Consider the following 21,815-nt stretch of genomic DNA (forward strand, 5'->3'; position numbering starts at 1 on the left):
ACAATCCCGGACGGACGAAGCTCAAGACCCTGTGATTGATTCTATGACACGCTCGTAAATATATCCAAAATCCAGCCAAGCCATCCGACCCACTTTGCAGCAAAGTAGTTCCGAAGATACGTATATTTCACAGACCATTTACGAGAAGTAGCCTGTTTGAAAATGGGGACTCTTTCCTGAAAATTAATATCATAATCATCTGAGCGGTTAGACATGGCTAATAACATTGTAGATTATGCTGCCTGATAAATACAGTTAAATTCGGATACCGTGGGTCAGATAGGTCAATAATTCTCCAATGACCGCTAGATGTTACTTAACACCCCTTTATGAAGTAACTGTATTCAGATAGTAATTCACCCCCACACCTCGCTCGCTTCCTCGTTCAACTGCACACCACTATATTCGATGTACGTATTCGCGCTCGACAGATCGGCGTGGCCCATTGTTTGCCGAATGTACTGCGGCGTCGCACCCTTCGAGGCGATTAATGTACCGTAGGTATGCCGAAGAACGTGCGGTGTCACCTTCTTCTGAATCCCAGTCTCGTCGGCGACGCGCGTCACTCGGTAGTAGACCGCCTGTCGGCCCACGCCCACGGCTTCGTTCCGCTTGAAGAACTCGCGGATCACTCGAAGCGTATCGGGATCCCGGACGGGAATCGTTCGAGCTGCGTGTTCGGTCTTGGGCGTCCACCCGTCCTGTTCGGCAGGCACTCGTAGCTGTTCGTTCTGCCAGTCCATCCAGTCGCTCCGGAGCTGCGAGAACTCGCCCGCTCGAAGTCCGGTGTGAACCAGCGTCCGGATCGTGAAGTCGTGGGCCAGGTCAAACGTCTCGACGATGTCGAGCAGCTCGGTCAGTTCGTCTTTCTCCAGGGGCTCGCGTTTCCATGTCATTGTACTTCGACGCGAGCGGTGTGCAAAACAATCTACAATGAAGCTTGGGATTCGGGGGTTTCGAGGGGGAATCCGGTGATCCGTTTAACAGATTAAGAAGACTGTAAAGCGATATTTCAAATACAGGGAGATGGGTTATGAGGATGAGAGTAGACGAGTCTCGTCAAGATAAACTCGATACTCTAATCCATCATCCACTTCAACGACTTGTTCATCAGCGGCCTCAAACCGATAAATACACTCCGTATCGTCCATTTTCTCATCATCAGTTATCTCATTGGCCAACTCGTCGGTGCTTTTAGCCACATTTTGGTATGATCGGAGAACAACCCCGTCGTGCTTATTTGGCGAGAGAGCGGCTTGATAATATCGGGCTTGCCCATCGATATCACTACTTGGCCCTACAAAAGCAGAGAGGTATTTTTGATCATCATGTTGCAAAATATCCGGGTCGTTATCTAGCTCACTCTCTGTCTCTTCAGGTTCCCGGCGTTCCTCAACACGACTATCAATCTCAGAACGGACCCATGAGGTTTGTTCCTGCATTTCCTCAGACCAGTCAGAGTCATTTTCGTCTGGAGAAATAGCAATTTTAAACTCTCGATCTCCATACCACTCAACCACACCCAGCATTGAGATTCGATACAAGTCTTGGTTTATAGATGACTCATCAGGGACGTCTTCAGGATCCTTGGCTCGTAGTAACTCTGTTTCTAGGTCACTGGCTGAGAAGCGTTCATAACCAAAATTTTCCCAAGCGTCTACGTAGCGGTTCGTAATCCTCTCAATATCTGGTCTCTTTCGACTGGGTGACATACAATATAAAAACTCACCACTATCATATAGTTCATTTCATTTGATAGATTATGGTTATGGTTGGTTTCCATATACCAGTCAAGCTCAAAGAACCGCCTGTATCGATATTTTTGCTTGTTCCGTACCGCGGTGGTCACCTCCACCATGCCACCGAATTAACTGAAGATCCCCCACTCTAACCATCTTATCGTCGAGCACAGTACATCCGGATCGTCCGTGTGGTCGGTACACAACGAAACAGTACCAGCCGTCGTGACGTCGAAGCTTCTCGTGGTACTTCTGATAGATCTTGAAATTACCTGGCTGGCCATCTGAGTGCTTGACCATCGTACTCTTAATCTCGACTGGCGTCCCGTTCTGAAACCGAGCATCGTGCCAGCTCGCCCGCTCCAGAGAGAACCGCCGCTTCTTCGCCATTCGCTTCTCACAGATCGTCCCGAAGTGATTCGCTCGCTTCGAGCGGTTCACGCACACCACGCGCCTCGCGCGCCGATATATATACTACTCCACTGGTTGCTCGACGTCGCGCCCATCGCTGGCGCTCGTCGCCCGACAGGGTGACGAGCGCGGCATGGGCTTTCAGCTATACTAAAGGGGGGCTGCCTGAAGTTGAAACGTTGAAAATCCCGACGCTGTCATCCAATCACCCGGTCGACTGTTTCAACCCACTCCCGCTTCTCCGGATCCCCGCTCTCGTAGGCATCCAGCCAGTCGTAAACGGTCGTGTGAGAGTACGGAACGTACTCTGCAGCCTGATTCGGGCTCATCCCCTGCTCGCGCACACACGTTTTGATAGTCCACATGGCGACGCGCTTCACGCCGCCGCTTTTACCGCCGTGACGCAGATGGCTGTGTCCACCTACACATCGCAGAAGGTGTAGCTACCAGTTGCGCAGAGGGCACACCATTATTGCTCGATGATATTGGGTTCCGGACTTTCCTGATGGTCTTCAGGACAATTACCGTCTTTCACCTCAAGGTCCCGCCATATGGACACAGGAGCGTCATTCTCCTCTGTATCAAACTTCTTTTTTTCCATATTCTTTCCACCACCAAGAACTAATACCCAGCCCATCGTGGCCGAAAATATGCAAGTCAAAGACTGTATGACCTCGCCCGTGGTGACCGTGTCTCCAACTGACACAGTCCACGATGCGATGGGAACGATGCTTGCAGAGCACGTCGGAAGCGTCGTCGTGGCGGATTCGGATCCGATCGGGATCCTTACTCGGTCGGACGTGTTGCGGGCTGTCTATCGTAACGGTGCAGACGTCACAGACCAGCGAGTAGAGGATAGGATGAGTGCTGATCTTGTGACCATTTCACCCTGTGATTCGGTCGACAAGGCACTCCACGAGATGGAGATACACGATATCAAAAAGTTACCAGTCGTAGGACAACAACTCGTCGGTATAGTTACCTTGACCGATATCGCCCGTAATCGATCGGAGCGGGTGGTCAGGGTCAAGGACGGTCGGACTAACTGAATGTTCTGAAACGGGGTCTCTGAGTCAGGTAGTGTCGTCGGCTCAGGCGAACGTCTTCGAGACGTCCTCGTCCTCGGTTTCCTTCTGGATCTTCTCCCAGGCGTTGCGGAAGTCGGCCATCCGAATGTCTGTGCGATCCTCACGGATAGCGAACATTCCGGCTTCGGTACAGATCGCTTTGACGTCCGCACCACTTGCTTCGTGGGCCATCTCGGCAAGCTGACCGAAGTCGACGTCCTCTGCAACGTTCATATCTCGAGTGTGGATCTGGAAGATGATCTCACGGCCCGTACGGTCTGGTTTCGGCACCTCGATAAGTCGGTCGAAGCGGCCGGGGCGGAGGATCGCACGGTCGAGCATATCGAAACGGTTCGTCGCTGCGATGATGCGGATGTCGCCGCGGTCCTCGAAGCCGTCCATCTCCGAGAGGAGTTGCATCATCGTCCGCTGGACCTCGGCGTCACCGGAGGTTTTCGACTCCGTTCGCTTGGAGGCGATGGCGTCGATCTCGTCGATGAAGAGGACGGCGGGCTGGTTCTCGCGGGCGACCTCGAAAAGATCACGGACGAGTTTCGCGCCCTCGCCAATGAACTTGTGAACGAGTTCGGAGCCAGCCATTTTGATGAAGGTGGCGTCGGTCTGGTTGGCCACCGCTTTGGCGAGCATCGTCTTGCCGGTTCCCGGTGGACCGTACAGGAGGACGCCGCTCGGAGGTTCGATCCCGACATCGTCGAATGCGTCGGGCTTTTTCAGCGGCATCTCGACGGTCTCGCGGACCTCGTTGATCTGCTCTTCGATGCCGCCGATATCCTCGTAGGTGACGTCAGGGGATTCGTCGACTTCCATCACGCGGGCGCGCACGTCGGTCTCACTGTCGAGTTTCTTGACGATCGACAGGGAGTTGTTCACCGCGACGCGGTCGTCGGGCTCCAGATCCGAGCGCATCTCCTGGGTCACCTCGGTGAGGGCCTCCTGATTGTTGCCGTGCTGTTTGATGATGACGCCCTCCTCGGAGAGCTCCTGGACCGTCGCCACGAACAGCGGCGACTGTTTGAGTTTCTTGTTCTCGTGAGTGAGCCGTTCGAGCTTCTGCTGGTATTTGTTGTTCTCTGCGTTCGCGTCGAGTAGCTTGTCCCGCATCTCCTCGTTCTGTGATTCGAGGACTTCGAGGCGTTCCCGAAGTGCCTCGATTTTCTCCCGCTGTGACGCCTCCTCCTCATCGTAGGGAAGGTCGACGTCCTCCACAGTGTCGGTCATTGTCGGTGTTAGGGCGTTGGTTCATAAGAGGCTTCGGGTCGGCAGAATCCGGGGCGGCAAAGCCATCCGGGGACGCAAAGGTGATATATCTCAGCCACAATTGATTCTTCACAGTAATAAATAGAAAGGAACAATATTATTACCCTGTATGTCCAAGCGTGGAGTACTATGAGTGCACCAGAGCCTGTTCAGATCGATACTCCCGAATCCGAAGCGAGCTGGGACGACGTTCGTGACCTGCCGCCGAGCGCCAAACTCGTCGCGAAAGTCCTGGAGTACAACGGGACGCTCACCCAGAGCCAGCTGGCGGAGGAGACGCTACTCCCTGCCCGCACCGTCCGATATGCGCTGAACCGACTCGAAGAGCGCGATGTTGTCGACTCGCGGTTTTCCTTTTCGGACGCGCGAAAGCGGATCTACACGCTCGATATCGAGTAGTCACCGCTCCCGAATCGGCACCTGTCCTCGTCGTTTCAGTTTCACTACGGTCGCGGAACCGTCTTAAGAACGCCAGTACAAGAGGCGTCTATGACACGGGTGATCCACACCGGCGACACCCACATCGGGTATCGGCAGTACCATTCGCCGGAGCGCCGTCAGGATTTTCTTGACGCGTTCCGACAGGTCGTTGAGGACGCTATCGCCGACGACGTCGACGCCGTCGTTCACGCTGGCGACCTCTTTCACGACCGACGGCCCGACCTCCCCGACATACAGGGGACGGTAGCCGCCCTACGAGAGCTCGACGATGCCGACATCCCGTTTCTCGCAGTCGTCGGGAACCACGAGACGAAACGCGACGGACAGTGGCTCGATCTCTTCGAGGATCTCGGCCTGACGATCCGGCTCGGGGCGACGCCGGAAGTCGTCGGGGATATTGCATTCTACGGCCTCGATTTCGTCCCCGAATCACAGCGTGATGAACTCGACTACGAGTTCGACGGGGCCGACGATGCCGACCACGCGATGCTGGTGGGCCACGGGCTTTTCGAGCCCTTTGCCCACGCCGACTGGGACACCGAACGTGTCCTGACTGCCGCCTCGATCGACTTTGATGCCCTGCTGCTCGGCGACAACCATGCGCCCGGGAAACGGGAGCTACTGGACACCTGGGTCACCTACTGTGGCTCGACGGAACGGGCGAGCGCGTCCGAACGGGACGAACGGGGCTACAACATCGTCACGGTCGACGGGGACGGGGTCTCTATCACCAGACGCGCCGTTGCCGATACCCGCGACTTTCGCTTCGTGGACGTAGAGCTGGCTGAGGGAGAGGGGACCGACAGGGTCCGCGAGCGCGTCCGCCAGCACGACGTCGAGGACGCGGTCGTCATCGTCACGGTCGAGGGCGAAGGTGAACCGGTGACGCCCGCGAGTGTCGAAGAGCTCGCGCTGGATAATGGCGCGTTGATCGCCAGAGTCAACGACCGCCGCGAGATCGACCAGGAGACGGATGTCAGCGTTAGTTTCGCGGATCCCGACGACGCCGTACGGGAGCGACTGGGTGACCTGGGTCTGAGTCCCGCCGCCCGAGATATCGACGAGACGGTCCGCGAGAGCAAGGTCGCCGACTCGAACGTCCGAGAGCGTGTCGAGTCGCTCGTGCGCGAGCGCGTGGACGAGGGGCTCGACGCCTTCGAGAGCGCCGAGACCGATAGTGGCGGCGAGGCGGCCGACCAGTCCGATGAGGACACTCAACCGGACGAAACCGACGACCACCCGGTCGAGGAGCCGGCCGCGGACGATGACAGCGCGGCTGAGGATCCGACCGGAATCGACGCCGACCGGACGGATACAGACAACGCCGGAGACACGGACTCACAGCGATCCATGGAGGAGTATCTATGAGGTTTCGGCAGGTTCGGATGGAGAACTTCAAGTGCTATGCCGACGCCGAACTCGATCTCGATACCGGCGTCACCGTGATCCACGGGGTCAACGGGAGCGGCAAGTCCTCGCTGCTGGAGGCGTGTTTCTTCGCCCTCTACGGTTCCAAGGCGCTTGACGACCGGACGCTCGACGACGTGATCACGAACGGCGCTGAGGACGCCGAAATCGAACTCGTCTTCGACCACGCGGGCGAGTCCTACCGGATCGAACGCCGCCTGCGACTGAGCGGCGAGCGCGCCCAGACGGCAAAGTGCGTCCTGGAGACGCCGGAAGGGAGCGTCGACGGGGCACGTGCGGTGCGCGAGCACGTCACCGAACTGTTGCGGATGGACGCCGAGGCGTTCGTCAACTGCGCGTACGTCCGGCAGGGAGAGGTAAACAAGCTGATCCACGCCTCGCCGAGCGATCGCCAGGACATGATCGACGATCTGCTCCAGCTCGGGAAACTGGAAGAGTACCGCGAGCGGGCGAGTGAAGCGCGGCTAGCGGTCAAAACAGTTCTCGACGGCCAGCGCGACGTGATCGAGAGCCTCGACACCCAGATCGAGGACAAGGAACAAAAGGAGTTACACGCACAACTCAACGAGCTGGAGACCGAACTGGAGGAGAGCAACGCCGAGATAGACCGGCTCGAAGACCAGATCGAGTCCGCGCGTGAGACGAAAGCCGACGCGGAGTCGGTGCTTGCGGAGTACGAGGAGAAACGTGAGCGGATCGACGACCTCGAAGCCGATATCGAGGAGCTCCGCGACAAAATAAGCGACACTGAGGAGGAACGCGACCGTCTCAAATCCGAGATCGGCGAGTATCGCGACCGACTCGACGACCTGCACGAGCGCCGCGACGAGCTGCTGGCCGACGCGAGCATCGGCGACGATGCGGACACCACGGCGGTCGAATCGACCCTCGACGACCTCGAAGCGCGAGATGACGAGCTCCGCGACGATCTCGAATCCATCCGGGGAGAGATCGGCGAGTACACCACTACGGCCGAGAACGCCCGAGAACGTGCCGAGGAACTCGAAGCGGAGGCCGAAACCGTACGGGAGGACGCCACCGATCTCGAAGCCGAACTCGACGAGGACGAGACCAAACTCGACGAGCGCCGCGACAAACTGGACGAGATCGACGACGAGATCGCGGCAGCGAACGAAACCCTTCAGGACGCACCGGTCGAGTTCGGTGAGGCGACCGACCACGCCGACACGCTTGAGGCCGAACACGAGGAGCTACGCGAGGAACTCACGGACGTCCGGACCAAACTCGAATCCGCCAGAGGGTCGGTCGAGGAGGCCGAAGCTCTGCTGGAGGAAGGCAAGTGCCCCGAGTGCGGCCAGCCGGTCGAGGACTCACCACACGTCGACACACTCGCCGACGATCGCGACCGTGTGGCGGAGCTGGAGGCAAAGCGCGAGGAACTGGCCGAAGAGCGCTCGGCGGTCCGCGAGCGCCGCGAGGCAGCCGAGGCGCTCGTCGAAGCGGAGCGACGTGTAGAAGAACTTCGTACGAACCGTCAGAATGTCGAGCAACTGATCGAGGAACGGGAAGCGACGCTATCGGACAAACGCGAGCGGGTCGACGACCTCGAAGAGCGTGCAGAAACCCTCGACGAGCGCGCGGAGGAAAAGCGGGCGGCTGCATCCGAGGCCGCGACGGATGCCGAGGAGCTTCGCGGGGAGATTGCCGAGATCAACGCCGAGCGTGCGGAGATCAGGGACCGCCGCGAGCGGCTCGAATCGCTCGAAGAAACCCTTGATGAGATCGAGGAGCTACAGGATGCCATCGAGGAGCACCGCGAGCGCCGTACCGAAAAGGACGAGTTGAACGACGAGCGACGCGAGCGGCTGGCCGAGAAGCGCGAGCGCAAAACGGACCTGCAGTCGGCGTTCGACGACGACCGCATCGAGGCGGCCCGTGAGGACCGGGAGCGTGCCGAGAAGTATCTGGAGCAGGCAGAACCGGCTGCCGAGGAAGAACGCGACCGTCGCGACGATCTGCTCGACCGGATCGGTGGCGTCAAAAACGAGCTGAGCGAGCTCGAATCACTGCGCGAGAAACGAGAGAGCGTCGCTGCACGACAGAGCGCCCTCGAATCGTTATACGACGAAGCTCAGCAGCTACAGGAGACGTACGGGGACCTGCGGGCTGAGCTCCGCCAGCAGAACGTCGAGACGCTCGAACGGATGCTCAACGAGACCTTCGATCTGGTCTACCAGAACGACTCGTACTCCCACATCGAACTCGACGGCGAGTACGAACTAACTGTCTATCAGAAAGACGGCGCACCGCTGGCCCCGGATCAGCTATCGGGTGGTGAGCGCGCCCTCTTTAATCTCAGTCTCCGGTGTGCGATCTATCGCCTCCTCGCCGAGGGGATCGATGGGGCCGCGCCGATGCCGCCGCTGATCCTCGACGAACCGACCGTCTTCCTCGATTCGGGACACGTCTCACAGCTTGTGGAACTGATCGGCTCGATGCGTGATCTCGGCGTCGAACAGATCATCGTCGTGAGCCACGACGACGAGCTGGTGGGTGCAGCCGATAGCGTTGTCGAAGTACGGAAGGATCCGACGTCGAACCGCTCGTCCGTGGAGCGCCGCGAGGAGGTCGGGGCGGCAGCGCTCGCCGAGTAAGCGGGTGATTAGTCCTCAGCGCGGAGGGTTGCGAGCGCCTCGACAGTAAGCTCCGTGGCGTCGTAGCCCCGCTCGCCCGCCACCCGACATTCTTTGATAAGCCCTGCCGCGCGCAACTCGGCCAGACGACCGTGGAGATCCGATTCGCACTGATCGTACTCATGCATCATGTCCCGAACTGGAACGGGCCCGCGATCGGTAAGATCCGCGAGCAAACCGAGTCCGACGTCGTCGTGGACACCTGCGAGAAGCTGCCGGACAGGTGCCGAAACGCCGCTTGCAGCCGTTTCCAGGGCTGATGCTCCGTCGATCGGTTCGAGCCGATCGTTGTCGATGTAGCGCTCGCTCCCGTCGTCGGGATCACGAACCAGACTACTGTCCGTCGAGGACTTCACGACGACGTAGTATTTCCCCGAGCTGTCACGGACTGTTCGCATGGCTCAGTGTAGCTGGGGGCCGGTGATAACCGCAACGATCAGTCGATCGTTGGGTTTCCCGTTAACTATACTTCGACCGTCGATACTTCACGTACGCGTGGGCAAGCGAGAACAGACCGAGGGCAAGTGCAGCAGCGCCAACCTGTCGGTAGGGCGTAAGCGCGAGGAGGAGCGCACCGATGCTCCCCGACAGGAGACCGACCTTCACCAGCAAGAACACACCCCAGAACGTCCTCTTGACCTCGGACGGCGCGTTCGACCCGTCCGGAACCTCCGGTCCGAGGTTCTCCTCGGTATCCAGGACGCCGAAATCCAGTTCGTCCTCGGGATTAGGTTCGTTGGGTTCGATGTCGAGTGGGTCGTCGAGGTTCACTGTGGATGGCTTGGGGATACGAAGTGAAAAAGTCGGCGTCCGGGGCTGTCGATGGGAGGAAGCTCAGACCTGGTTGTCGAGTTCGACTGTCCGTGTCGCCTCTACCCACGCGAGCGGGTTATCGGCATCGAAGAAAACGACGCCCTCGTCCGTCTCATACCGCTCGACAGTTTCGACACCGTCCGCTCGTTCCGTCGCGCTATCCTGCCAGTCGGTTGTTGCGTGGTCGGACACGTTCGTCATCTCTACAACCTTGTTATGTGTTACCACGTTATATGCTTTGTTGCTGCGGCCATACTGGACTCAGTCGAGACTACCGCCCGTATTTTAGTACTCCGCGAAGCATATGTCGGTATGACACGACGGAGCGTGCTGTTCTCGCCGGGTAATCGGCCGGAGATGCTCCGGACGGCAGCGGACTCGGCAGCCGATGTACTCGTGTTCGATCTGGAGGATGCAGTCGCACCGGATCGGAAAGACGCCGCCAGAGAGACGGTCACTGACGTCCTCTCCGATCCGGAGTTCGATCCAGCGTGTGAAGTCTTCGTCCGGGTGAACGAACTACCGGACGGCAAAGATGACCTCGCTACAGTTCTGAGTGAGGACACACGGCTCGACGGACTGGTCCTCCCGAAAGTCAACGAGGCGGAGGAAGTCAACGCGTTTGTGAGCGCGATGCGGGCGCACGGGAGCGAGCTACCGGTGTTCGCGCTCGTCGAGACGGCTGCTGGCGTCTTGCACGCCGAGTCCATCGCCGCGGTCGATGCGACCGACGCCCTCGTGTTTGGGGCAGAAGACCTGACAGCGGACATCGGTGCAACACGATCCAGATCCGGTGACGAGATTATGTACGCCCGTCAGCACGTCGTCCTCGCAGCCCGCACAGCAGGTGTCGACGCGATCGACACACTCTGTACGGCGGTCGACGACACCGAGCGAGTTTACGCGGACGCAGAGCACGGTGTAACGCTTGGATACGACGGAAAATTAGCGATCCATCCCGCCCAGATCGACCCGATTCACGAGGCGTTCGTTCCTGGCGACGACGAGATTGAATGGGCGCGTCGCGTCCTTGCAGCCAGTGAACATCACGACGGTGTCTTCAAAGTCGATGGAGAGATGATCGACCAGCCGTTGATTCGTCGTGCCGAACGGATCAAGGACCGGGCTGGCCGGCAGTTCCATGAACACTGACCAGAACTGACCGTTCGTCGGTATCGGTGTTGAGTATATTCTTCGTTCGTCATCTGCAGTGATCATTCGTGAACCGGAGCTGGGAAAGATCCCATACAACACACACTTTTACGATATCCATCACGTTCTATATTTACGTTTAATCGGCCATTGTACTTGTTTAATGTCTTTCAATCTCTTTGAATATCGCTACACTTAAACTACCGCTGTGAAAAGGCACGGGTATGTCTGACGGTGTCAACCCTTTTGAAAGCCTGCAGGAACAGATCGACGACGCCGGAGCGTTCATCGACATCGATGACGATGTTCTTGCGCGGCTCAAACAGCCCGAGCGTGTACTGGAGACGAACCTTTCCGTCGAGATGGACGACGGTTCCATCGAGACGTTCACCGCATTTCGCTCGCAGTTCAACGGCGACCGCGGTCCCTACAAGGGCGGCATCCGATACCACCCAGACGTCTCCCGCGATGAAGTCAAAGCACTCTCCGGGTGGATGGTGTACAAGTGTGCGACCGTTGGAATTCCGTTCGGCGGCGGTAAGGGTGGCATCATCATCGATCCAGCAGAGTACTCCGAATCCGAACTCGAACGGATCACGCGGTCGTTCGCCCGCGAACTCCGACCGATGATCGGCGAGGACCGGGATATCCCCGCACCGGACGTCAACACCGGTCAGCGGGAGATGAACTGGATCAAAGACACCTACGAGACGCTCGAAAACACGACCGAGCCCGGCGTCATCACCGGCAAGGACATCTCCAGTGGTGGGAGTGAAGGGCGTGTCGAAGCGACTGGTCGATCGACCGTCGTTGCGGCCCGCGAGGCGTTTGATTACCTTGACAAGGACCTCAACGGCGCGACCGTCGCAGTGCAGGGCTATGGAAACGCTGGCTGGATCGCCGCAAAACTCATCGACGAGATGGGCGCATCTGTCGTCGCCGTCAGCGACTCCAGTGGCGGCATCTACAACGCCGAGGGCTTCGACCCCGTCGCCGCAAAGGATCACAAAAACGAGACCGGTAGCGTTGTCGGGTTCGAGGGCGCCGATGAGGAGCTCACGAACGACGAACTCCTGACGCTCGATGTCGACCTGCTGATTCCGGCCGCGCTGGAAAACGCTATCGACGAAGCGATCGCCCGAGATATCGAAGCAGATGTCATCTCCGAGGCCGCGAACGGTCCCATCACTCCAAAAGGTGATGCCATTCTCGAAGACAAGGACGTCATCGTAATCCCGGATATTCTGGCGAACGCGGGCGGCGTCACCGTCAGCTACTTCGAGTGGGTTCAGAACCGCCAGCGATTCTACTGGTCCGAAGAGCGTGTCAACGAACAGCTAGATGAGATCATCGTCGACTCGTTCGACACACTCATCGAAGCATACGAGGATCACGACCTGCCAAGCCTTCGCGTTGCAGCCTACGTCGTCTCGATCCAGCGCGTCGCTACCGCCTTCGAAGAAGGCGGCGTCTGGCCCTGAGGACGGTTCACTGTAGTCGCTCTATCGTCTCTACGAGTGGATGTCGTGCGTAATCGACCACTTCGACATCGTCGAGCCCATCGAGTCCATCTTTCTCCGCGGTCTGTTGCATGCCCAGGTCCAGCTCCTGATCGATGACGATGACGTAGGCATCCATCTCCTCGGTCCCGAGTTGATCGGCCGCAAGGACGCGGTGGTGGCCGTCCGCCAGCAGATACTCCCCAGCGTTGTCGATCACAACGAGCGGTTCCGCCAGTCCGTGCTCCAGTTCGTACTGTCGTCCTTTTAGCTCGTCGGCATAGACCTTCGACTGCGTTGGCATGAGTTTCACCAGCGGGACCGTCCGGCGTTCTTGACGGAGTTCGACACCATGGATGTTCTCCAGAGTTCTGAGCAACTTGCCGACCTTCTTGGGAGTAGCCCGTTCGATCTGACTGCGGATCACGTCCGTGTTACTGATGATCCCGACGAGGTTCCCCGCGTCGTCGACGACGGGCAACTTCTGAATCCCCGATCGCAGAATTACGCGAGCGGCATCCGTGACCTTCATGTCGGGGTGGGCGACGACCAGATCGGTTGTCATCACCTGAAAGATCGGCGTGGAGTCGTCCACCAACAACAGGTCACGCGCGGTGACAAAGCCCTCAACACGTCTGCGTTCACAGACTGGGAACCCATTATGTTCGTCAGTCCCGGCTATCTTCCGGGCCACTTCCGCGACGGTATCGTCCGGTGCGACCGTCTCCACGTCCCGGGTCATGTACTCTCTGACCTGTGCCGACCCACTGACTCCGCTCACGTCCATACTACTCTATGGAGTCACCAGCGGCAAAAAACTGTCTCGGAACTACCGATCTTCGGTCGGGGGGGAGCTATTGGCGGAGAGCAACGGAAATTCGAACTCCGAGACTTCGTCAACGTACTCGTCGGGCAGGTCGAAAGGGCGCTCGTGTAACGCCTCGAAAAAACGGTCTCTGACAACGTCCTCGACGACTGACTCCCTCGTCTCGTTGGTATCTTCGACGGTCCCAAGTACGCCAATTGGAATCTGTGCCCCTGCCATATCGGAATGGCCTCCGGCGCTGCCAATTCGGTTGAACGCCTGCCGCAAGGTCTCACCGAGATCAAGTCCGCCACCGCGTGACCGGGCCGAGACGTAGATCGTATCATCGATGACCCCCCAGACAAGCGTCGCGGAAACGCCGTCCATCTCGAGCAACTGATCGGCTGCCTGGGCCAGTGAGTCCCGATCCGAGATCTCGCCGACGCTCGTCGTCAGTATCGAGCCATCGACCTGACGGCTCTCGATGGCCCGTGCAACGGTATCGAGCGTCTCTCCGGACACGCTGGGCGATTCGACCCGTTCGAGCAGGGACGTATTGGCATGCTTGATCAACTCACTTGCCGCCCGAAAGTCGAGGTCCGATACTTCACGCTCGAAGTCGTCGGTGTCGATGCGAATGCCATACAACAATGCGCTTGCAACTGTCTCGTCGAGATCCAGATCGAACTGTGAAAAATAATCGACCAGCAAGGTACATGTGGCTCCGGCATCGCTCCGAATATCGACGAATCGACCGTCAACCGGCCCCCGTGGTGGGTGGTGATCAATTACAATATCGATGGCCAGTTCTTCCGGGAGCTGATCGTTGATGCCTGGTCTGCTGTGATCGACAAGCGCGACCCCCGAAAACTCACCCAGTTCCTCAGGATCGTTGGGATCTAGCTGTCGAAGGTCGATATCGAGCAAGTTCACCATCGCCTGATTCTCCTGGTGGTTGATGCTCCCATAATGACATGGGACGGCATCGACCCCGACATGCTCCGCCAGACGAGTGAGCGCTACCGCGCTTCCGATCGCGTCCGGATCCGGATTGTCGTGTGCGATCACGGCGAGTCGCCCGTCGATGCTCTGTAACGTCGACCGCAATCGACGCGAGCGCATCGCTTCTGGACCCGTAGCGAATCCGAGCACGTGGCCTGCGAGTTCCGCACTCGGTTCCATCATGCGGTCCGTGAGTTCACGTAGCGTCGACAGTTCGCTGTCGGTTGGACCGGTTCCGGAATACGCCAGAACGAAGGCATTGGGATAGACGTCGCGTGCTGTCTTCGCCATCTGGACGTTGCGCTTCGAGTCGTCATCGGCGATGATGACAACATCAGCAGTCGCTGTAACCTCTGCAAGCAACTTCGGGTTCGTCGGATCTCCTTCCGTTACACTCCTATCCGGACCCCGGAGCGCATCGATCCGGTCCGGATCGTCCGCAATGACCTGTAGAGTACCATCCTTCCCGGCGATACGGCTGGCCAGTGTCTGCCCGACCGTCCCACAGCCCAGCAGTAGCCGGGAAACCATACCGATCCATACCGATCCGTCGGAGTAAAAGCTACCGTCTTCGATCCGTGGAAACAACGTCAGACGCGGGCGGAGAACGCCCGAGTTGCCGATGTCAGGCCAGCAGCGATGCGGCGGCGTTGACGGCCGTGTCGGCGACGGGACCGAATGCGGCCAGCAGCGCAACCGTGACGACGGCCGCGGCGATGATAGCGACGTACAGCCCAGTTGGCGTGTCCGGGAGCGAGAGGTCGTCGGCCGGCTCTTCGAGCCACATGGCCTTCATCAGCTTCGCGTAGTAGTACAGCGAGAGCGCGCTGGCGGCCGCACCGATCGCGGCGAGCCAGACGAAGCCGTTGTTCACTGCACCCGCAAAGAGGACGTATTTGCTCCAGAAGCCGCCGCCAAGGGGCAGTCCGGCGAGGTTTACGAGGAACACCGACATCGCGACCGAGGCAATCGGTGCCTGCGTTGCGAGGCCATTGAAGTCCTCGAACGTCCGACCGATCTCCCAGTGCTCGGTCATCGCCAGGAACAGGAACGCGCCGGTGTTCATGAAGCCGTAGACGAACAGGTGCATCAGGGCACCGCCGAGCACGAGTTCGTTCGCACCACCAGTGTTCGACAGCGCAGCAAGTCCGATCAGCGCGTAGCCAGCGTGGCCGATCGAGGAGTACGCCAGCATTCGCTTGACGTTGTTCTGGACTGCAGCGGCGAGGTTACCGAGGATCATCGTCACCACGGCCAGCACCTGGAAGGCGATCATCCACTCAATGCCCAGATCGACCATCGCCGCGATCGGGAACGCATCGACGAAGATGCGGAACGCGATCACGAATCCGGCAGCTTTCGAGGCCGACGAGAGGAATGCACTTATTGGGGCAGGTGCGCCCTCGTATGCCTCCGGAGCCCAGAAGTGGAACGGAACGGAGGCGGTCTTGTACGCCACCCCACCGATCATCATCAGAATGCCGATACCGAGGATCCCCTCATCGAGAACGTTGTCGAGCGAGCCCGCGATTTCCGGGATCAGCAGGGAGCCTGTCGCGGCGTACACGAGGCTGATGCCATACAGGAAGATCGCCGAGGAGACTGCCCCGATCAGGAAGTACTTCAACCCGGCCTCGACGCTGCCGCGGTTGTGCTTGAGGTACGCGACAAGTGCGTAGGATGGCAGGCTGGCGAGTTCGAGCGCGATGAAGACGGTGACGAGGCTGTTTGCCATCGCCATCGTGACCATCCCGGTCGCCGCGAGCAGCACCAGCGAGTAGTACTCGCCGCGGTGGTGCATGTCGTGGACGTAATCGTAACTGCCGATCAGCACGAGCGAGGTGACGCTGAGGACCACGAACGTGATAAACAGCGCCATCTCGTCGACGACGAGCGCCGAATCAAACAGCAGGAACGGCGTCTCGCCGACGCCGTCGAGTAGATACCACGCTGTAAAGGCAAGCGAGAGGAGCGTGCCGCCGATCGCGGTGCCGGCGATCAGCTCGTGACTCGTCGAGTCGGGATCGATACTATCGATTACGAACGCCAGCAGCGCTGTCCCTGCGAGGAGCAGTAGCGGTGCAAGCGCCTCGTAGGTCGTCACGTCGAGTACGCCGAATTCAGCCATTAGATATCACCTCCGGGAAGGATCGGGTCGACCGCGTCGGTGATCATCTCGAAGATCAGGTCCGGCGCGACGCCGAGCAGGATGATCAGCCCGAGCAGGACGAACAGGGGCAGGACATCGTGTACCGGTGCACGCCCGACCTCGTAGTCCGTATCGAGGTCGTACGGGCCAAAGAGCGTGCGCTGCATCGCGTACAGCAGGTAGCCCGCTACGATGACGATCCCGAACATCGCCAGCGCGGTGAACAGTGGCGCGAGCGAGCCGATGGCGTCGACCGCGCCGAAGGAGCCGAGGAAAATGAAGAACTCGGCCGCGAAACCGCTCATCAGCGGCAGCCCCATGTATCCGAAGGCACCGGCGATGAAGATACCGACCACGACCGGCATCCTGTCTGCCATACCGGACATGTCGGTGACCATCCGCGTGTGCGTCGCGTTGTAGATGACGCCGACCGCCATGAACATCAGCCCGGAGATCAGACCGTGGCTGATCATCTGGAAGGTCGCGCCACCGACGCCGTAGACGGTGTACGCGATCAGCCCGAGGATCACGTAGCCCATCGAGGACACCGACGAGTACGCGACGATCCGTTTGAGATCCTGCTGAGCCAGCGCCAGCATCGCGCCGTAGATCACCGAGACCACGGCGAAGACGGCGATCAACACCGCAAAGTCCGTGGCGACGTCCGGCAGCATCGTGAAGTTGAATCGGAGCAGTGCGTAGGTCCCCATCTTCAGCAGGACGCCTGCCAGCAGTACCGACACCGGGGTCGGCGCTTCGACGTGAGCGTCAGGCAGCCACGTGTGGACCGGAACGACCGGCACCTTCACGGCAAACCCGGCGAACATCGCGAAGAACGCGAAGATCTTCAGCGTGTTCGCGTCGATCCACGGTGCAGCATCGGGTTCAGCGCCATCCAGCACGAGTGCCTGTGCGGTGTCTGCGAGGTTGAACGTGTCCAGACCGAGACCGAACACGAGCGCCACGAAGCCGATGAACATCACCAGGGACGCAACGTTGGTGTAAATGAACATCTTGATCGCGGCGTACTTCCGCCGGGAGCCGCCCCAGACGCCAATCAGGAAGTACATCGGGATCAGCACGGCCTCCCAGAAGACGAACCAGAGGAAGAAATCGAGCGCCGCGAAGACGCCGATCAGTGCCGCCTCCAGGAAGAGGACGAGCCCGTAGAACTGGGACTGACGCTCGTCGATCGGCGTCCACGCGCTGACGATCGCCAGCGTGGTCAGGATCGTCGTCAGGACGACCAGCGGCAGGCTGATCCCGTCCAGCCCGACGTGCCAGTCGATCGTGTACAGGCCACCGAGTTCGATCCACGTCTCGCGCGTGTAGAAGGCGATCTCGGCTGGATCAGCCAGTAGGGCGTTACCGCTTGCATCGAACGTACTGAACATCCAGAGGCTCCCGACTACCGGCAGCAGACTGACGCCGAATGCCAGTTTCCCAGCGTACCTGTTTGGGGCCGCGAGCACGGCCAGCGAGCCGATCAGACAGACTGCAATGAGCGCTTCAATCATCATAGTAACCACCCTCCGTGGAGTCCGAAGCCAACGAGAAGCAAGACGAGTGCCAGGGCAAGCATCGCCGCATAATCAGTGACGACACCGGTCTGGACGCGCCGGATGCGGTCGCCGCCGAAGAGACTCACACTTCCCGAACTGTTGACGACGCCGTCGATGACGCTCTGGTCGAACGTGTTCGCGGCACGGGCGACCGGCATCGTGACGCGCTCGGCGAGTGCGACCTGGAACTCGTCGAGGTAGTAGTTGCTGTACAGGACGTCGCGCACGGAGCCGAGGTTCTCGACGTGGGGCTCGGGTCGCGGGACGTTGTACAGGTAGTAGGCGAGTCCGGCACCGGCGAGCGCGAGACCGAGCGCGAGCGCACCGGCGATCAGCACGGTGACCTGCTCGGACTCCGCAATGAGCGTCGTATCGAGGTCTGCGGCCGCGGTGTAGGCGTCGTACGTCAGCGCCTCGTAGCCACCGACAGAACTCCCGTCGGTGCCCCCGTTGAGCCAGTCGGCGAGGAACGTCGCGTTCCCGACACCGGTCAGTTTCTCGACCGGCGCGAGGTTGGCGACACCGGCGACGGTCGCCAGTCCACCGAGCGTGATCAGTGGCACCTTGACGCTCCAGCCGACCGGATGCGGATCCTCCGCGTGTTCCGAGCGCGGCTCACCGTGGAAGGTGAGGAAGACCATCCGGAAGGTGTAGAAGCCGGTGAAGAACACGGCCGTCAGCCCCATCGCGTATGCCATGAGGAAGACCGGCTCGTTCAGTCCGAGAATGACCGCGTCGTAGAGGATCTCGTCTTTCGACCAGAAGCCCGAGAACGGGATGATCCCTGCAAGCGCGAGCGCGCCCGCGAGGAACGTGTAGTAGGTGACGGGCGCTTTGTCTTTGAGACCGCCCATCTTCCACATGTCCTGTTCGTGGTGCATCAGGATGATGACCGCACCGGCACCGAGGAACAGGAGCGCCTTGAAGAAGGCGTGGTTCATCAGGTGGAAGACACCAGCGACGTAGCCGCCGACGCCCAGTCCGAGCATCATATAGCCGTACTGGCTGATCGTCGAGTACGCCAGCACCTGCTTGACGTCGTTTTTCACACAGCCCATCGTCGCCGCGAACAGGGCGGTAAACGCCCCGACGAAGGCTATAATTCCGAGCGCGGTGGGGCTGAGCGCGTAGAAGCCGAACATCCGTGCGACGAGGTAGACACCTGCTGCGACCATCGTCGCGGCGTGGATGAGCGCGGAGACAGTGGTTGGCCCTTCCATCGCGTCAGGCAGCCAGGTGTGCAGCGGGAACTGCGCGGATTTGCCGATCACACCACCCAGTACGAGCAGGGCGAGACCGGTGATCCACTGGCTCTCGCTGAGGCCGCCGGGTGTCCAGAAGTCACCGGCTTCAGCGACCGAGACGAACGACTCCATACCGCCCGCGGAGACGAACTGTGAGGTGCCAAAGGTCGCGATAATTCCGACGACACCGATGAGGAAGAAGTAGTCCCCAAAGCGGGTCACCAGGAACGCCTTCTTTGCTGCGCTGGCTGCACTGTCTGTGCGGAACCAGAAGCCGATCAGCAGATATGAACAGAGCCCGACGAGCTCGAAGAACATAAACGCCATCAGCAAGTTGTCCGCGTAGACGAAGGCGAGCATGCTGAACGTGAAGAGACCGAGCTCGGCGTAGTACCGGGGGAGCCCCGTTTCGCCCTCGGCGTTCATATAGCCGAGACTGAAGATGTGAACGAGGAAAGCGACCAGCGACACGATCACAAGCATCAGGGACGATAGGGGATCGATCAGTATCCCGAAGGTTAGGTCAACCGGTGCAGAGTCGGTCCAGACCCAGTACGTTTCCTGATGCTGTTGACCGCCCGCAACAGCGATGAATGCCCAGATCGACAGGAGCAAGGAGCCACCGGTGGCGACGATGCCACCGATCGCACCCCTTTTGGGCATATACTTGCCCGCAGTAAGCGCGAGCAGGAACGATACGAAGGGAAGCAACGCGATCGCCGGTGAGAGTTCGAATATCGCCATCTATTACCACCTCATCGTTGTTGCGTTCTCGACGTCCAGATCGCCGTAGTTCCGGACCAGTACCAGGATGATTCCGATCCCGATCGCGACCTCCGCGGCCGCCAGACCGATCGTGAACAGCGCAAACACCTGCCCCGTCACGTTCCCGTAGAAGAACGAGAACGCGATGAGGTTGATGTTCGCGGCGTTAAGCATGAGCTCGACGGAGATGAGAAACATGATCGCGTTCCGGCGAGTCAGGACGCCGAACAGCCCGATACAGAACATCCCCGCCGACAGGAGGAGATAGAACTCGATCGGAACTGTCATTCGTCACCACCCTTCCGTCGGTCGTTCCCTTCGGAACGGAGATCCGTCACGTTCTCGTCTTCACGTCGGGCCAGCATGATCGAGCCATCCAGCGCGGCGTCGAGTGCAAACGCGATGAGGATGAACGCGGCCAGGAACCCTTCCGTCGGGACAGTGCCCTCGGCGTCCGCGATATTGAGAAGCGAGAACCCAATACTTTCGATCACCGATGCATTGCCGAACCCGGCTGGTTCGCCGATCGATGCGGTGAGGAAGACGGCAGCCATCACGCCGAACAGCGCGACGGCGATGACGCCTGGCAACAGATGCCGGCCGATGCGGAAGGATGAGTTACTCATGAATACCCCCCGTAACCGTGTTCCGGCGCTCAGCTACCATGCTGAGTCACCCCCTCAGTTGTTTCGCCGCCACGTGTCAGCATCACGCCGAACGTGATGAGGACCAGAACCCCGCCGATGTAGACGAGTATCTGGATCACTGCAAGGAACTCCGCTTGCAGCATCACGTAGTGCGCCGCGACGCTGGTCAGCGCGACGCCGAGCAGAAGTGCGGCGTGCCAGACGTCCCGTGCCAGCACGGCCCCGGCGCTGCTCGCCAGCGTGACGAATGCAAACAGCGCGAACGCGATGTATTCAAGTGCCATTAGTATCCCCTCGTTGTGGATACCCTTTGAAGATTTCGAGACTGTTCCGTCAGAACGGCTGATTTGCCGCTACTACTGGAAATGACCAGTCAGCGAACGCAATCAAGGCACTGGATAGCCAATTTCCGGGATAATTGTTATACGAATGGGGCCAGTAGCTGCATCCATGGCAGTCCAGAGCAACGAGACGACAGTCAACGAGAGCTATGCTGTAACGATTCCTGCTGCTGTTCGGGAGGACCTAGATCTGGAGCCCGGAGACCGTCTCCAGTGGGAGATTGACGACGGCGCGCTCGTCGCGACGATCATTCGCGAGCGCCACGGTGGCGCGGCCGATCTCGATCCTGTCGATATGGGGAAGACCGACGCGGTTGCGGTGACCGAAGAGTACGAGTGGTCCTGATGGGTGCTGCGCTCGTCGATGCGAACGTCGTATTTGCGTTTCGAAGCGCCAGAGACCAGTACCACGACCAGGCAACCGCAATCGTCCGAGCTATGGATGCAGGCGAGCTTCCGAGAGGCATCATAGCGAACTACACACTACCCGAGATCCTGAATCCGATCACCAAGCGAGCAGGACACGATCACGCCGTAGAAACGCTCGAATTTCTCGAACGGAGCGGGGGGTTCGAGCTACGACATCTCGCGAACGAGGACCTCGCGCGTGGCCGGTCCGTCTTCCGTGAGCAGGCTGGTGTCGAAATAACCGATGCGGTGCTTGCTGCGTATATGGACCGGACGGAAACCGAGTACATCTACAGCTTTGATGACGACTTCGACAGGTTCGATCATCTGACACGGCTGACCTCACCAGAAAATCCGTTCGAGCCCTGACGACTCCGAGTAGCAAGTTCGCCTACTGATAATCCGCTTCG

At 59.5% G+C, this 21,815-nt stretch carries 24 protein-coding genes; 8 read left to right on the forward strand and 16 right to left on the reverse strand.

Features of this window, described 5'->3' with window-relative positions:
* Window positions 1–356: 356 nt before the first annotated feature.
* The 4 genes from AArcSt11_RS15665 to AArcSt11_RS15675 all read right to left on the reverse strand — a co-directional run bounded on the left by AArcSt11_RS15665 (window position 357) and on the right by AArcSt11_RS15675 (window position 2,515).
* Window positions 357–896: a tyrosine-type recombinase/integrase gene (locus AArcSt11_RS15665; protein ID WP_250598474.1), complete on the reverse strand. Its 540-nt coding sequence runs from the start codon at window positions 894–896 to the stop codon at window positions 357–359.
* 135 nt (window positions 897–1,031) lie between these two features.
* Window positions 1,032–1,712 (reverse strand): hypothetical protein, encoded by a 681-nt coding sequence (locus AArcSt11_RS15670; RefSeq protein WP_250598476.1) that lies wholly within the window; start codon window positions 1,710–1,712, stop codon window positions 1,032–1,034.
* 84 nt (window positions 1,713–1,796) lie between these two features.
* Window positions 1,797–2,180: a PD-(D/E)XK family putative nuclease gene (locus AArcSt11_RS17155; protein WP_353617819.1), complete on the reverse strand. Its 384-nt coding sequence runs from the start codon at window positions 2,178–2,180 to the stop codon at window positions 1,797–1,799.
* A 167-nt stretch (window positions 2,181–2,347) separates the two neighbouring features.
* Entirely contained in the window at window positions 2,348–2,515 is a 168-nt protein-coding gene (locus AArcSt11_RS15675; protein WP_250598478.1) for a helix-turn-helix domain-containing protein, read from the reverse strand.
* Window positions 2,516–2,701: 186 nt separating this feature from the next.
* Here AArcSt11_RS15675 and AArcSt11_RS15680 point away from each other — a divergent pair, with 186 nt between their 5' ends.
* Complete coding sequence (locus AArcSt11_RS15680; protein ID WP_250598480.1) at window positions 2,702–3,199, forward strand: CBS domain-containing protein; 498 nt, start codon at window positions 2,702–2,704, stop codon at window positions 3,197–3,199.
* A gap of 42 nt (window positions 3,200–3,241) precedes the next feature.
* Here the strand turns inward: AArcSt11_RS15680 and pan1 are convergent, their stop codons facing one another.
* Window positions 3,242–4,456 carry a proteasome-activating nucleotidase Pan1 gene (gene pan1 / locus AArcSt11_RS15685; RefSeq protein WP_250598482.1) on the reverse strand — a complete coding sequence of 405 codons (1,215 nt, stop codon included), beginning with the start codon at window positions 4,454–4,456 and terminating at the stop codon, window positions 3,242–3,244.
* A gap of 168 nt (window positions 4,457–4,624) precedes the next feature.
* Here pan1 and AArcSt11_RS15690 point away from each other — a divergent pair, with 168 nt between their 5' ends.
* The 3 genes from AArcSt11_RS15690 (at window position 4,625) to rad50 (ending at window position 8,979) form a co-directional block, all read left to right on the forward strand.
* Window positions 4,625–4,894: a MarR family transcriptional regulator gene (locus AArcSt11_RS15690; protein ID WP_250598484.1), complete on the forward strand. Its 270-nt coding sequence runs from the start codon at window positions 4,625–4,627 to the stop codon at window positions 4,892–4,894.
* Between the two features lie 90 nt (window positions 4,895–4,984).
* On the forward strand, window positions 4,985–6,304 hold the full coding sequence (gene mre11 / locus AArcSt11_RS15695) for a DNA double-strand break repair protein Mre11 (RefSeq protein WP_250598485.1): 1,320 nt from the start codon (window positions 4,985–4,987) through the stop codon (window positions 6,302–6,304).
* Window positions 6,301–8,979 carry a DNA double-strand break repair ATPase Rad50 gene (rad50, locus tag AArcSt11_RS15700; RefSeq protein ID WP_250598486.1) on the forward strand — a complete coding sequence of 893 codons (2,679 nt, stop codon included), beginning with the start codon at window positions 6,301–6,303 and terminating at the stop codon, window positions 8,977–8,979. The genes mre11 and rad50 overlap by 4 nt, the downstream gene beginning before the upstream one ends.
* Window positions 8,980–8,987: 8 nt before the next feature.
* Here the strand turns inward: rad50 and AArcSt11_RS15705 are convergent, their stop codons facing one another.
* From AArcSt11_RS15705 to AArcSt11_RS15715, 3 genes are all read right to left on the reverse strand, one after another.
* The gene (locus AArcSt11_RS15705; RefSeq protein WP_250598487.1) at window positions 8,988–9,416 is read right to left on the reverse strand and encodes a DUF7346 family protein; all 429 of its coding nucleotides are present in this window, start codon (window positions 9,414–9,416) and stop codon (window positions 8,988–8,990) included.
* A 61-nt stretch (window positions 9,417–9,477) separates the two neighbouring features.
* Window positions 9,478–9,789: a DUF7322 domain-containing protein gene (locus AArcSt11_RS15710; protein ID WP_250598488.1), complete on the reverse strand. Its 312-nt coding sequence runs from the start codon at window positions 9,787–9,789 to the stop codon at window positions 9,478–9,480.
* A gap of 63 nt (window positions 9,790–9,852) precedes the next feature.
* Window positions 9,853–10,032: a DUF7331 family protein gene (locus tag AArcSt11_RS15715; RefSeq protein WP_250598489.1), complete on the reverse strand. Its 180-nt coding sequence runs from the start codon at window positions 10,030–10,032 to the stop codon at window positions 9,853–9,855.
* Between the two features lie 111 nt (window positions 10,033–10,143).
* Between AArcSt11_RS15715 and AArcSt11_RS15720 the strand changes: the two genes are divergently transcribed.
* Window positions 10,144–10,983 carry an HpcH/HpaI aldolase/citrate lyase family protein gene (locus AArcSt11_RS15720; RefSeq protein ID WP_250598490.1) on the forward strand — a complete coding sequence of 280 codons (840 nt, stop codon included), beginning with the start codon at window positions 10,144–10,146 and terminating at the stop codon, window positions 10,981–10,983.
* A gap of 224 nt (window positions 10,984–11,207) precedes the next feature.
* Window positions 11,208–12,464 carry a Glu/Leu/Phe/Val family dehydrogenase gene (locus tag AArcSt11_RS15725; protein ID WP_250598491.1) on the forward strand — a complete coding sequence of 419 codons (1,257 nt, stop codon included), beginning with the start codon at window positions 11,208–11,210 and terminating at the stop codon, window positions 12,462–12,464.
* Between the two features lie 7 nt (window positions 12,465–12,471).
* Here the strand turns inward: AArcSt11_RS15725 and AArcSt11_RS15730 are convergent, their stop codons facing one another.
* The 8 genes from AArcSt11_RS15730 to AArcSt11_RS15765 form a co-directional block, all read right to left on the reverse strand.
* The gene (locus AArcSt11_RS15730; protein WP_250598493.1) at window positions 12,472–13,269 is read right to left on the reverse strand and encodes a CBS domain-containing ParB/RepB/Spo0J family partition protein; all 798 of its coding nucleotides are present in this window, start codon (window positions 13,267–13,269) and stop codon (window positions 12,472–12,474) included.
* Window positions 13,270–13,311: 42 nt separating this feature from the next.
* Window positions 13,312–14,820: a DHH family phosphoesterase gene (locus tag AArcSt11_RS15735; RefSeq protein ID WP_250598495.1), complete on the reverse strand. Its 1,509-nt coding sequence runs from the start codon at window positions 14,818–14,820 to the stop codon at window positions 13,312–13,314.
* A gap of 94 nt (window positions 14,821–14,914) precedes the next feature.
* Window positions 14,915–16,417 (reverse strand): NADH-quinone oxidoreductase subunit N, encoded by a 1,503-nt coding sequence (locus AArcSt11_RS15740; protein ID WP_250598497.1) that lies wholly within the window; start codon window positions 16,415–16,417, stop codon window positions 14,915–14,917.
* Window positions 16,417–17,958, reverse strand: a complete 1,542-nt coding sequence (locus tag AArcSt11_RS15745; RefSeq protein WP_250598499.1) for a complex I subunit 4 family protein — start codon at window positions 17,956–17,958, stop codon at window positions 16,417–16,419. Before AArcSt11_RS15745 ends, AArcSt11_RS15740 begins: the two co-directional genes overlap by 1 nt.
* Window positions 17,955–19,988 carry an NADH-quinone oxidoreductase subunit L gene (gene nuoL / locus AArcSt11_RS15750; protein ID WP_250598501.1) on the reverse strand — a complete coding sequence of 678 codons (2,034 nt, stop codon included), beginning with the start codon at window positions 19,986–19,988 and terminating at the stop codon, window positions 17,955–17,957. The genes AArcSt11_RS15745 and nuoL overlap by 4 nt, the downstream gene beginning before the upstream one ends.
* Before the next feature lie 3 nt (window positions 19,989–19,991).
* Complete coding sequence (nuoK, locus tag AArcSt11_RS15755) at window positions 19,992–20,297, reverse strand: NADH-quinone oxidoreductase subunit NuoK (protein ID WP_250598503.1); 306 nt, start codon at window positions 20,295–20,297, stop codon at window positions 19,992–19,994.
* Entirely contained in the window at window positions 20,294–20,635 is a 342-nt protein-coding gene (locus tag AArcSt11_RS15760) for a proton-conducting membrane transporter (protein WP_250598505.1), read from the reverse strand. Before AArcSt11_RS15760 ends, nuoK begins: the two co-directional genes overlap by 4 nt.
* A 29-nt stretch (window positions 20,636–20,664) precedes the next feature.
* Entirely contained in the window at window positions 20,665–20,940 is a 276-nt protein-coding gene (locus AArcSt11_RS15765) for an NADH-quinone oxidoreductase subunit J (RefSeq protein ID WP_250598507.1), read from the reverse strand.
* Between the two features lie 166 nt (window positions 20,941–21,106).
* On the opposite strand from AArcSt11_RS15765, the gene AArcSt11_RS15770 reads away from it, so the two are divergent.
* Window positions 21,107–21,343, forward strand: a complete 237-nt coding sequence (locus AArcSt11_RS15770; protein ID WP_250598509.1) for an AbrB/MazE/SpoVT family DNA-binding domain-containing protein — start codon at window positions 21,107–21,109, stop codon at window positions 21,341–21,343.
* Window positions 21,343–21,774 (forward strand): type II toxin-antitoxin system VapC family toxin, encoded by a 432-nt coding sequence (locus AArcSt11_RS15775; protein ID WP_250598511.1) that lies wholly within the window; start codon window positions 21,343–21,345, stop codon window positions 21,772–21,774. The genes AArcSt11_RS15770 and AArcSt11_RS15775 overlap by 1 nt, the downstream gene beginning before the upstream one ends.
* Window positions 21,775–21,815: the final 41 nt, after the last annotated feature.

This window comes from Natranaeroarchaeum aerophilus, from assembly GCF_023638055.1.
Classification (GTDB): Archaea; Halobacteriota; Halobacteria; order Halobacteriales; family Natronoarchaeaceae; genus Natranaeroarchaeum; species Natranaeroarchaeum aerophilum.